9 protein-coding genes, 1 other RNA gene and 1 pseudogene are annotated in these 11,785 nt (G+C 71.5%); 4 read left to right on the top strand and 7 right to left on the bottom strand.

Annotated elements, in window-relative coordinates; translation table 11 throughout:
* The first annotated feature begins 21 nt into the window (after positions 1–21).
* Positions 22–2,157, top strand: coding sequence for a UvrD-helicase domain-containing protein (locus AB0D74_RS34995; RefSeq protein ID WP_362595892.1), 2,136 nt, complete (start codon positions 22–24; stop codon positions 2,155–2,157).
* Between the two features lie 17 nt (positions 2,158–2,174).
* On the opposite strand, the gene AB0D74_RS34990 is transcribed toward AB0D74_RS34995, so the two are convergent.
* The 6 genes and pseudogenes from AB0D74_RS34990 to AB0D74_RS34965 all read right to left on the bottom strand — a co-directional run bounded on the left by AB0D74_RS34990 (position 2,175) and on the right by AB0D74_RS34965 (position 7,224).
* Positions 2,175–3,836, bottom strand: a complete 1,662-nt coding sequence (locus tag AB0D74_RS34990; protein ID WP_362595890.1) for an N-6 DNA methylase — start codon at positions 3,834–3,836, stop codon at positions 2,175–2,177.
* Positions 3,837–4,174: 338 nt separating this feature from the next.
* An RNA gene (gene rnpB / locus AB0D74_RS34985) (RNase P RNA component class A) lies at positions 4,175–4,583 on the bottom strand.
* Positions 4,584–4,713: 130 nt separating this feature from the next.
* A pseudogene (locus tag AB0D74_RS34980) lies at positions 4,714–5,433 on the bottom strand (DMT family transporter); the annotation flags it as partial.
* 79 nt (positions 5,434–5,512) lie between these two features.
* Positions 5,513–6,280 carry an AraC family transcriptional regulator gene (locus tag AB0D74_RS34975; protein ID WP_362596034.1) on the bottom strand — a complete coding sequence of 256 codons (768 nt, stop codon included), beginning with the start codon at positions 6,278–6,280 and terminating at the stop codon, positions 5,513–5,515.
* 78 nt (positions 6,281–6,358) lie between these two features.
* Positions 6,359–6,538, bottom strand: coding sequence for a TetR-like C-terminal domain-containing protein (locus tag AB0D74_RS34970; protein ID WP_362595888.1), 180 nt, complete (start codon positions 6,536–6,538; stop codon positions 6,359–6,361).
* A gap of 47 nt (positions 6,539–6,585) precedes the next feature.
* Positions 6,586–7,224 carry a TetR family transcriptional regulator gene (locus AB0D74_RS34965; protein WP_362595886.1) on the bottom strand — a complete coding sequence of 213 codons (639 nt, stop codon included), beginning with the start codon at positions 7,222–7,224 and terminating at the stop codon, positions 6,586–6,588.
* 58 nt (positions 7,225–7,282) lie between these two features.
* Here AB0D74_RS34965 and AB0D74_RS34960 point away from each other — a divergent pair, with 58 nt between their 5' ends.
* From AB0D74_RS34960 to AB0D74_RS34950, 3 genes are all read left to right on the top strand, one after another.
* The gene (locus AB0D74_RS34960; RefSeq protein WP_362596032.1) at positions 7,283–8,875 is read left to right on the top strand and encodes an FAD-dependent monooxygenase; all 1,593 of its coding nucleotides are present in this window, start codon (positions 7,283–7,285) and stop codon (positions 8,873–8,875) included.
* Between the two features lie 78 nt (positions 8,876–8,953).
* Complete coding sequence (locus AB0D74_RS34955) at positions 8,954–9,706, top strand: MerR family transcriptional regulator (protein ID WP_362595884.1); 753 nt, start codon at positions 8,954–8,956, stop codon at positions 9,704–9,706.
* Positions 9,703–10,284: a hypothetical protein gene (locus tag AB0D74_RS34950; protein ID WP_362595882.1), complete on the top strand. Its 582-nt coding sequence runs from the start codon at positions 9,703–9,705 to the stop codon at positions 10,282–10,284. Before AB0D74_RS34955 ends, AB0D74_RS34950 begins: the two co-directional genes overlap by 4 nt.
* Here the strand turns inward: AB0D74_RS34950 and AB0D74_RS34945 are convergent.
* Positions 10,271–11,707, bottom strand: a complete 1,437-nt coding sequence (locus AB0D74_RS34945) for an RNB domain-containing ribonuclease (RefSeq protein ID WP_362595880.1) — start codon at positions 11,705–11,707, stop codon at positions 10,271–10,273. The genes AB0D74_RS34950 and AB0D74_RS34945 overlap by 14 nt on opposite strands.
* Positions 11,708–11,785 lie beyond the last annotated feature (78 nt).

Below are 11,785 nucleotides of genomic sequence, written 5' to 3'. Positions count from 1 at the left end.
TCAGGGTGGGGAGGGCGCCTCGTGCCGCAGCTCGCGTTCGCCAACAGTTTCTGGGAGAGCTACGACGTCCTGGAACGGCCGGTCAAAGCCGGTGTACGCAAGGCGATGCAGAAGTTCCAGCAGCTCACCGTGCCCGAGCTACAGGCGGACAAGGGGCTGCACCTGGAGTCCGTGGCGAACGCGCGGGATCCACGGATGCGGACCATCCGCGTCAACGACTTCTGGCGGGGAGTCGTCCTCGCCCCGGACGACGGCAGTGACGTCTTCCTGCTTGTCAACGTCGTCCCGCACGACGACGCCTACACCTGGGCCGCGAAGCGGCTGTACACGACCAACTCCGCGACAAGGGCGCTGGAGGTCCGCAACGTAGCGGCGATCGAGCAGCTGACTCCGGCCCTGGAGAAGGCTGCCGCGGCCGCCGGCTCGCTGCTCTTCGCGAAGTACTCGGACACGGTGCTGCGCGAACTCGGCATCGACGACCAGGTACTCAGGGCCGTGCGGACCATCGTCGACAAGGCGCAGCTGCGGGCCTTCGAGACGCTGCTGCCGGAGGACCAGTGCGAGGTGCTGCAGTACCTGGCCGAGGGGTTCACCCCCGAGGAGGTGTACCGGGACGTGGTCGCCGTCCGGCGGCCCGTCGACGCGGGACCCGACCCCGACGAGAGCCTGGCCGTCGTCATCGCCAACACCACGAGCCGCATCACCCTGGTCACCGGCCCGGAGGAACTCGCCGACATCCTGGAGAAGCCGTTCGCGGCCTGGCGGGTGTTCCTGCACCCCTCGCAGCGCCGCGTCGCCTACCGGGTGTCGTACGGCGGCCCGGTGCAGGTCACCGGCGGCCCGGGGACCGGCAAGACGGTCGTGGCGCTGCACAGGGTCAAGCACCTGCTCGCCCGCTCCCCCGACGCCCGCGTGCTCCTCACCACATTCACCAACGCCCTGGCCACGTCGTTGCGGGAGAATCTGTCCGTCCTCCTGGACGACGACGAGTCGCTGCTCACCCGCGTCGAGGTGACCACGGTCAACGCCTACGCGCACGGCATCGTGACCCGTCTCGACGGCCGGGCGCCGTCCCCGATCGGCGACCGGGAGGAGCGACAGTTGTGGCAGCGGGCCGTCAAGAAGCTCGGCCTGCCATGGACGGAGCAGTTCATGGCTCAGGAGTACCGCCACGTCGTCCTCGCCCAGGACCTGCGCACCCTGGACGACTACCGCGCGGCCTCCCGGCGCGGTCGCGGCAGCGCACTGTCGCCGACCAGACGGGAACAGCTCTGGCCGGCCGTCGAGTTGTTCGAGTCCATGCTGCGCGACCAGAAGGTCACCACCCACCTCAAGGTGTGCGTCCGTGCGGCAGAGCTCCTGGCCGCCTCCTCACCCACGCACGACCACGTCGTGGTCGACGAGGCGCAGGACCTGCATCCGGCCCAGTGGCGCGTCCTGCGTAGTGCAGTGGCACCCGGCAGCGACGACCTGTTCATCACCGGCGACCCGCACCAGCGGATCTACGACTCGAAGGTCTCGCTCGGTTCGCTCGGCATCTCGGTGGCCGGGCGTACGCACCGCCTGCGCATCAACTACCGCAGTACGGAGGAGATCCTCGCCTGGTCGACGGGGATCCTCACTCCGGTGTCGGTCGACGACCTGGGCGGCGAGGGCAGCGACACCCTGGCGGGTTACCGGTCGCTCCTGCACGGCCGCAGACCGCACGTGGACGGGTACGCCTCTGAGCAGGCGGAGACAGTGGCGCTCGTCGAACGCGTCGAGGGCTGGATCGCACAGGGCATCCGGCCGTCGGAGATCGGAGTGTGCGCACGTTTCAACGTGCTGCTCGACAAGGCGCACGACAGACTGGCCGCGGCCGGGGTGCCGGTGGTCCGGGTCAGGGACAATCCGGGGCCGGATACGGACGGCGTACGGCTGGCCACCATGCACGCCATGAAGGGGCTGGAGTTCCGCTGCGTCGCCGTCCTCGGAGCGACGGCGAGCGCGCTTCCCTTCGCCCGCGAAGTGACGCCGGCCTCCGTGGACGCGCTCCAGCACGACTCGGACCTGCTCCGGGAACGGTGTCTGCTGTTCGTGGCATGCACCCGGGCACGGGAGGCGCTGGCGGTGTCGTGGAGCGGATCAGCCAGTCCATTCGTTCCGCAGGCGAACTGACGTACCACCGCTGCCCGTCAGTCTCCTGGCGCAAGTGCCCCGTTGCCTAGGCCGTCCCGTGCCAGTGCGGACGCCTGCTTGCTGAGTTCCGCCACCTGCCGCGCCCGCTCCTCGAACTCCTGCAGTGCGCGGAACGCTGCCCCGTATCGACGCTGTTCGGCGATGTCCATCTGCGGGATGCGGGCGCCCTTCCCGTCGAACCGGTAGGTGCCGCTGGCGCTTGTGGACCGCCGGTTGTTCGCCGCGTTGCGCAGAAAACCCTGGAGATAATCGGTGTCGAGCTGATCGCTCACCGAGACCGGCTCCGGATCGCCGTACTCGACCAGCCCGGCACGCGCGAGGTCGGCGACACTGACGGACGGCCCCTCCGAGGCACTGTGGCCGACACCCCCCATCAGGGTCGGCAGCAGGTCGGCCAGCAGCCGCACCTGCTCGGCCAACTCCCGCCGCAGAGCTCGATACTCGGTCGCGTAGTCGCGGTGGGACTCCTCGATGTGACGGCCGGGAGTGAGATCCACGGCGTCGTCGAGCAATTCGATCAGGGGTACGTCCGCCGTCTGGTCAGGCCCTGGCTCCAGCGGACCATCCGGATCGTTCGCCGTGAGGTCGACCATGCGTACGCGTACGACGGCATCATCCGGGGATTGCGGACGACGCAGATGCCAGAGGTGTACGGGGAGTGCATGCGACGCAGCGCTCCCCGGTGGGAGGGCGATGATGTCCGTGAGGATGCCTCGCCGCACGAGCTCGGACCTGATACGACGGCCGGCCTTGCGATATGCGACCGAGGCGGGCATGACCATGAGGACGCGGCCACCCGGCGCGGTGTGCGCGTAGGCGTGTTGCAGCCAGGCGAGTTCGCCTTCGGCACGCGAGGGCGTGCCGAGCTCCCACCTTGGGTCGAGGAGCAGGTCCTCACGTCCCCAGTCGGTGGCACCGACGGGCGGATCGCAGACGACCAGATCGGCTTTGAGGTCCGGCCAGTGGTCGTCGCGCAGGGAATCTCCAGTGCGGATGTCGACGCTGGTGCGTCCCCTGAGATCGGCTCGCAGTTGCGCGAATCGAGCACTGCGGGCGTCGGCCTCCTGACCGCAGCGCGTCGGCCCGAGCTCGGGTGCGACAGCCAACAGGAGCGTTCCGATACCGCACGCCGGATCGAAGAGGGTCGCATCGGCGGGCACCTCGGCGGCGAAGTGCCGCACCGCATGGACGATGCGCGGTGAGGTGACCTGGTCGGACCCGGCTCGGCGCACCGAGTCGGTGAAGCGCTCGGTAAGCGTGCTCACCACGTCACCGGGTGATCCACTGTCGCCGAGCTGCCGCGCCAGTCGAACGGCATCCGTCGGCAGAGCTCTCGGAGCCTCGCCCTCGGCACCGGCGAACAGCTCCGCGACATCGGCGAGCCCGCCGATCATCTCGTCGCCGTAGGCCGCCCGCAGGGCCTGCCACAGCTGGACCTCCTCCGAGACGTCCTGGCCCTTGCGCTGCTTGTCCAGCCACGCCTGCACGGCGGCCAGATCGAACAGCGGACTGTTCACACCGCCGCCTGCGGGCGCAGGGAAGTCCTCGTACCGCCGCCTCCAGTTGGAGACTGCGGCACGCGTGACACCAGCGAGCCGGGCGATCTCGGAGCCGGTGACAAGCGGTCCACCGACTGGCGGGGCGGGATGGTCTGCCATGCCCGTCACCGTACACGGGTGCTATGGACCTATCAATAAAAAGGCACGTTGACAACGTACACGCATCCATGTCTGCCGCCTAGGCATACTTCGTGTAGGTGGCTCTTCGAAGAAGCAGGACACCACCAAAACGGTGACAGCCACGCCCGCCATCCGCCCGCGAACCCAAAGCTCTTAAGGGCACTTCAAACCCACGTGAGATCGCATTGGACATCCCAAATGCCCAACTCCGCTCCATGACTAGCGGGCAAGAACGGCGACACTTACGGCCCGGATTCGACCCCAAGAGCTCATTTAGCCTGGCAACATTCCCTCTGACCTGCGACAACACAGAGCAGCAGACGAGTCGGGCTGTACGCCGGGTTCTGTTCCCGGGGTTCCTCACGGAACCCCGGGCGACGGCCATCCATCTAGGGCCGGTGTTGCCACCGGCCTCGTGCGGTCTACCCGGGGGCTTGGGCGGGCAGCCCTCGAACGTCCCCGCAGGGCCGCCTTTTACAGCGACCCCTCTTGACCTTGCTCCGGGTGGGGTTTACCTAGCTGCCCAGGTCGCCCTGGGCACTGGTGGTCTCTTACACCACCGTTTCACCCTTACCGGGGACCGAGATCCCCGGCGGTTTGCTTTCTGTGGCACTGTCCCGCGAGTCGCCTCGGGTGGCCGTTAGCCACCACCCTGCCCTGTGGAGCCCGGACGTTCCTCGGGAAGCCCCCGTCAAGGGGACTCCACGCGGCCGTCCGCCCGGCTCGTCTGCCGTGTCGACCATGTTACCGGGCGGGACGGCCTCTTCCGTGCGCCCCCGCCGCCCGAGGCGATCGTCGCCAGCACCGAGCCTGTGAGGATCAGGGCGAAGGAGACGGCGATGGTCGGGGTGAAGGTCTCGCCCAGGAAGAGGGCGCCCGCCGCCACCGCGACCGCCGGGTTGACGTACGTGATCACCGTGGAGCGGGTCGGGCCGATCTCCTTGATCAGTTCCAGGAAGGCGACGAAGGCCACCGCCGTGCAGAGGACGCCCAGGGCGAGGAGGGAGAGGAGGGCGTTCGTGGAGGGGACGGAGGAGGGCCAGGTCGCGGCTGCCGCAGGGGCGTAGACCAGGGTCGCCAGGGTCAGGCACGGGGCTATCAGTTGCAGGGTGGGGATGTCCTTCAGGCGGCGGGCCGCTATCAGGGGGGCCGTCGCGTAGCCGATGACGGTGAGCAGGACCTCGCCGAGGGAGCGGGCGTCGCCGCCGGTCAGGTGGGGGACGGTCAGGACGCCGACGCCGGCGAGGCCGATCAGGAGGCCGGCGATCCGGCGTACGCCCAGGTGTTCGCGTTCGCCGCCGAAGCAGCGTGCCGCCACCACGCCGACGATCGGCACGCCCGCTATCAGCAGACCCGCCGTGGAGCTGGAGAGGTGGCGTTCGGCGTCCGTGAGGGTGAACCAGGGGCCCATGATCTCTATGCACGCGAAGGCCAGCATCGGCCGCCAGTGGGCGCGGAGCACAGCCGGCAGGCCGCCCTGGCGGATCGCCAGCGGGAGGAGGAGCAGGGCGCCCACCGCGCACCGCGCGAACACCACCATGGACGGGGACACCTCGTCCACCGCCACCTTGATCATCAGATAGGGGATGCCCCAGACCACTCCCATGAGGGAGAACAGGAACCAGCCGCGTGCAGTCATGCGGCAAGCTTCGCTGTCAGTACCGTTCCGCGTCTTGAACGCTGTTGCGGTAGGCCGCCGGGGTCACGCCCATGACTCTGCGGAACCAGCGGGTCAGGTGGGCCTGGTCGGCGAAGCCCACCAGGGTGGCCGCCTCGGCCGGGCGCAGGCCCGCCTCCAGGAGGCCGCGGGCGCGGTCCACCCGGTACTGGGCCAGCCAGGCGTACGGCGGGACGCCCATCGTCGTACGGAAGGCCCGCAGGAGCTGGTAGCGGGAGAGGCCCAGGTCGGCCGCGAGGTCGGCCAAGGCCGGCGGGGCGGTGAGCTCGTCGGCGAGGCGGTCCCGGACGAGGAGGGATATGCCGTGGGCTCCGGGGACCTCGTCCCGCACCGGCCGTGCCGTGGAGTGGCGCCGGGACAGCGCCGTCAGCAGCCAGGGCAGGCGGGTCTCGGCCTCCAGCGGGTCCGGGCAGGCGGCCAGGTCGGTGTGGGCCTGGCGGATGGCCGCGGTCAGTTCCGGGTCGTCGACGACCGGGTCCCGGAAATGCGGTACGGCGTCCAGCGTGCCGTCCGCCAGCAGGGCCGGGTCCGCGTACAGGGCGCGGTAGGCGTAGCCCTCGGTCGGGGTGGCCGGGCCGCCCGTGTGTATCTCGCCGGGGGCCAGGACGACGATCGCACCGGGGCCGGTGTGGATGCGACCACCCCGGTAGGCGATCACCTCGGCGCCGCCCACGGTCACCCCGATCGAGAACTCGGCGTGCGCGTGCGGGGCGTACACATGTTTGTCGAAGTGGGCCGTCAGCATGTCGAGCGGCGGGCCGCAGCGACCCAGCCGTGCTCTTGTCCACCGTGCGTCCTCAGCCACCTTCGGCACCCCCTCGCGCTAAGGGTGCAACGACTTCAGGCCCAGTTTCCATGCCCCGTCCAGGTCGGCGTCCTCCGGGAAACGGCCGTGGATCTCCAGGACCACCATGCCGTGCGCGAACGCCCAGGTGGCGCGGGCCAGGTCCCGGTCACCGCCGTAGGCCCAGAGGCCCAGAGGCCCAGAGGCCCACAGACCCACAGACCCACAGACCCGCAGACCCGCAGACCCGCAGACCCGCAGACCCGCTACGGCACCATCCGCTCCAGTGCGTCGAACGCCGCCCCCATCCGCTCCCGGTGGTCCGCGACGATCTCCGCGAACGGGTCGCCCGCGAGCTGGCGGCTCACCGAGGTGACGCACACCGAGCGGTACGCGGCCACGGTCACGGCCGCCACCAGTGCCGGGTCGGCGAGGCCGGCCTCGGCGAGCGCTCCGGCCAGTGCCCGCTCCACCTCCTCGACCGCCTCACGGGCACGGGCACGCAGCGCCGGCGAGTCGGCGACGACCGGCCAGAAGCCGCCGAAGTTCTCGCCGACACCGCCCAGCGGATGGCGCGCGTCGATGAACCGGAAGGCCAGGCGGCGCAGCGCTGCCAGCGGGGGTTCGCCGGGCGCGCGGTCCCGTACCGCACCGGCGAAGGCCGCGACGGCCTCCGGGATGCGGTCGAGGAAGAGGTCCTCCTTGCGCGGGAAGTAGTTGAACACGGTCATCGCCGACACCCCGGCCGCCCGCGCGACCTCCGCGACCGTCACCCGGTCGAAGCCGTGCTCACGGAACATCACCGTCGCGACGTTGGAGATCCGCTGCCGCGTCTCCCGCTTCTTGCGCTCCCGCAGGGACTCCCCTGGTCCGTCTGGCCCGCCCGGCCTGTTCTCATCGATCACGAGAAAACTATAGCGGCTCGAAAGTTTTAGTGACTACAGTGAAGTCATGAGCGAAAGCATGGGGACTACAGACAGCAGGACCGACAAGAACGGCAAGTACGGCAAGAACGGCACGGAATACGACGTGGTGGTGGTCGGCGGTGGGCCCGTCGGGCTCTTCCTCGCCGGTGAGCTGCGGCTCGGCGGGGCGGCCGTGCTGGTCGTGGAGCGGCTGACCGAGGTGGACGAGACCATCAAGGCCGGCGGGATCAACACGGCCGGTGCCGTGAGCCTCTACCGGCGCGGGCTGCTGCCCGACCTCGCGGCGGCCTGGGAACGGAACCGGTGGCGGATGCGGGCCTTCCTCGGGGATCGGGACAGGGAGGGTTCCGACGCGCCCCCGGCTCCGCCCAAGTTCGCCGGGCACTTCGCCGGGATCATGATGCGCGGCGACCTGTTCGACGCCTCCGACCCGGCGTTCGCCGACATCGGCCCCGCCGACGGCGTCGGCCTCGGTGTCCCGCAGGTGGAGCTGGAGCGGATCCTGGGCGCCCACGCCGAGCGCCTCGGCGTCGAGGTGCGCCGGGGCGTGGAGCTGACCGGGTTCGACGCCGACGACGACGGAGTGGCCGTACACCTCGACGGCGGCGGCACGGTACGGGCCGGCTGGCTGGTCGGGTGCGACGGCGGCCGGAGCACCGTCCGCAAGCTCGCCGGGTTCGACTTCCCCGGCACCGAGCCGGAGATCACCGGTTACCAGGCGGTCGTCGAGATGAGCGGCGGCGAGCGGCTCGGGGTCGGCTGGAACACCACCGACGTGGGGACGTACGTCAACGGGCCCTTCCCCGGCCGGATCCTCACCGTCGAGTTCGACGGGCCGCCCGCCGACCGCTCCGCGCCGGTCACCGCCGAGGAACTGCAGGCCGCCCTGCGCCGGGTGTCGGGCGTGGCCGAGGTGACCGTCCACGAGGTGCACTCCTCGACCCGGTTCACCGACAACGCCCGGCAGGCGAGCGGGTATCGCAAGGGCCGGGTGCTGCTCGCGGGGGACGCGGCGCACGTGCACTCGCCGTTCGGCGGGCAGGGGCTCAACCTCGGGCTCGGCGACGCCATGAACCTCGGCTGGAAACTGGCCGCCGTGGTGCGCGGGACGGCCCCCGACGCGCTCCTCGACAGCTACACCGCCGAACGGCACCCGATCGGCGCCTGGGTGCTGGACTGGACCCGCGCCCAGATCGCCGTGATGCGCCCGGACCGGCACGCCCGTGCCCTGCGCCGGGTGGTCACCGATCTCGCGCTGACGACGACGGGGACGACGTACCTCGTCAAGCAGATCTCCGGTGTCTGGCAGCACTACCAGCTGCCCGGCGAGCACGCCCTCACCGGGCAAAGCACTCCTGACCTGGAGCTCTCCGACGGCACCCGGCTCGGCGACCGTCTGCACGGCGGCCGGGCCCTGCTCCTCGACCTCGCGGACGACCCGAAGCTGCGTGCACGGGCCGAGGGGTACGCCGACCGGGTGGACGTGCTGACCGTCGCCTGCCCCGGACGGCCGGAGCTGACCGCCCTGCTCGTACGGCCCGACGGGTTCGTCGCCTGGGCCGCGGACCGGGACGACGAAGGCGGGAACGGCCTCGACGACGCCCTGAGCCGCTGGTTCGTCGCCGCCTGAGCCCGCGGACCGACCGATCGACGGACCGGCGGATCGGCGGCTTGACCCTGCCGCGGCGTCAACGTCTGTACTGGTCCCATGCGGATCGGAGAACTCGCCGCCGCCGTCGGCGTCACCACGCGCGCGGTGCGGCATTACCACCAGCAGGGCCTGCTCCCCGAGCCCGAGCGACGCTCCAACGGCTACCGGGACTACACCCTCCGGCACGCCGTCGTCCTCGCCCGGATCCGGCGGCTGACCGAGCTGGGGCTCGGGCTCGCCGAGGTACGGGACGTGCTCGCGGACGACGCCGGCAAGGACCTCGTCGAGGTGCTCACCGAACTCGACGAGGACCTGGCCCGGCAGGAGGCGGGGATCCGGGAGCGGCGGCAGCGGCTGCGGGCCCTGCTGGACGCGGGCGAGCTGCCCGCCGAGGGGCCCGTCTCGCCCGAGCTGGCCGCCCTGTTCGCCGCGACGGCCCCGCGGTTCACCGGTTCCCCGATGGCGGCCAGGGACCGTGAGGTGTTCGCCCTGATGGACACGGTGGCCGACCCGGCGGACCGGGAACGGCTGCTGGCCCTGGCCGGTGCCGTCGCCGGGTCACCGCAGGCCACGGCCCGCGCGAACGAGGCCTACGCGCTGCTCGACGCGCTCGCCGACGCGGACCCCGGCGACCCTCGGGTGGGCGAGGCCGCCCGGGTCCTGGCCGGGTGCATCCCCCGGGACGCGTTCCCCGACGGCACCGTCGACCACGAGCACAGCTTCCTGCGCGCCCTGTACGCCGACCTCGCCCCGGCCCAGGCGGCGGCGATCCGCCGGGCCCTGGACATCATCGGTGGAGAACAGCCGTGAGGGCGGCACACGCCGTGCTCCGCCACGAGGCGCGGCTGATGGCGAGCCTGGTGCTGTGGGCCGCCCGGCGCACCGACGGGACGGGGGTGCGCTTCGGGTACGCCCGGGGCCAGGGTGCCATGGTCTTCGGGCTCGGATTCGTGTGCGTGACCGAGACGATCGGTATGTCGGTGCTGCTGCGCAACTGGCCGGCCGTGCACCTCGTCGTCCTCGTCCTGGACGTCTACACGGTCCTCTTCGTCGTCGGGCTGCACGCCGCCGCCGTGGTCCATCCGCACCTGCTGACCGCGGACGCGCTGCGGGTCCGGGGCGGTGTCCGGCTCGACCTGCGCATTCCGCTGGACGCGATCAGGTCCGTGCGCCGCGACACCCGTTACCTGCACGGCAGGACCGCGACCGCCGAACTCGACGTGCCCGTCGGCTCCCAGACCTCGGTGACCGTCGAACTGGCCGAGCCCGTCGCCCACTTCACCCTGCTGGGCCGCCGACGCGAGGTGCGCGTCGTCCGCTTCCACGCCGACGACGCGGGCGACCTCGTACGGCAGCTCGTCGCGGCCCGGGAGCTCACGCGGGCGTGAACCGGACCTTCGTGGTCCCCGGGTCGGCCTCGGTCAGCCGCACCGGCAGCCGCTCGCCCAGCGGGAGCGGGTCCGCGGCCTCGATCCGGCCTATGACGGCGGGCTGCTGCAACAGCACCTTCCCCACGGTCGGCCGGCGCGCCTCGACCTCCACCACGCACCCGTCGAAGACCTCCCCGACCCGGTCCTTGAGCAGGGCCGCCTCGACGATGTCGACGCACTCCCGCTCCACCGTGCCCGAGCGCCGCGCCCCTTCGGCCATCTGCTTGGGGAGCGTGTCGAGCGCCATCAGCACCCAGTCGGGCGGCTCCTCGCCGGCCGCCGCCGCCAGACACAGCTCCGAGGCGTAGCGGTCGGCCAGGCGCCGCAGGGGCGCGGTGCAGTGGGCGTAGGGGGCGGCGACGGCCGCGTGGGTGGTGTTCGGGGGGAGGACACCGTCCCGGAAGACCGTGTAGCCGGCGCCGCGCAGCAGGGTGGTGCACTCCTGGAGGAAGGCCGCGTGACGGGGGCGGTGCGGGTTCAGGGAACGGATCAGCGCGGCGTAGGAGACGTGGTGCGGCCACTCGATGCGCAGGGCGTGCGCGGTGCGGCGCAGGCGGGCGACCGCGCCGTCGGGGGCGGTCGGGAGGGTGCGCAGCACGCCGGTGCCGTGGGCCAGCATCAGGTCGGCGGCGGCCATGCCGGTGAGCAGGGAGATCTGGGCGTTCCAGGAGTCGGCGGGCAGCGGGGCGCGGTAGGTCAGCTCGTAGGTGTGGTCGTACTCGACGATCTCCTGCTCGGGCACGTTGAGGGAGATGCCGCCGCGCTCCACCTCCAGGCGTTCGCGGGCCTCGCCGATCTCCCTGAGCAGGGCGACGGGCTCCTCGGCGGTCCCCTCGTCGATCCGTTTCTGCACGCCCGCGTAGTCGAGCTTGGCCCGGCTGCGGACGAGGGCCCGGCGGACGTCTGCGGCCACGGTCCGGCCGTCCCCGTCCAGGTCGATGGTCCACAGGACGGCCGGGGCGGTCTGGCCGGGCAGCAGGCTGGCCGCGCCCTCGCTGAGCACCGTCGGGTGCAGGGGGACCTTCTCGTCCGGGAAGTAGAGGGTGGTCACGCGGTGGTGCGCCTCGGAGTCCAGTGCGCCGCCGGGGACGACGAAGGCGCCGACATCGGCGATGGCGTACCGGACGCGGTAGCCGCCGTCGTGCCGGGACAGGTGCATCGCCTGGTCCAGGTCGTTCGCGGTGGGCGGGTCGACCGTGAAGAAGGGGATGTCGGTCGCGTCGTGGCCGGGCACGGCCGGGAACCTGGCGGTGCTCTCGGCCTCCGCGAGGACCTCGGACCGGAAGGTCTCGGGGACGCCGAGGTCGGCCCGGAGCGCGGCGAGCGCGGCCCGGAGGGGAGCCTCGGGGGCACCCTTGACACGGATGTGGCGGCTGGGCATAGGACGAGCGTAGTCACATCGCACCGCTCCGGCGCTCTACGCTGGCGCGAAGCGTTGATGACGAACGGCGGTTGACGA

Origin of the sequence: Streptomyces sp. NPDC048278, from assembly GCF_040652195.1 — a bacterium.
Classification (GTDB): domain Bacteria; phylum Actinomycetota; class Actinomycetes; order Streptomycetales; family Streptomycetaceae; genus Streptomyces.
This window is presented reverse-complemented; position numbering and strand designations above follow the sequence as displayed.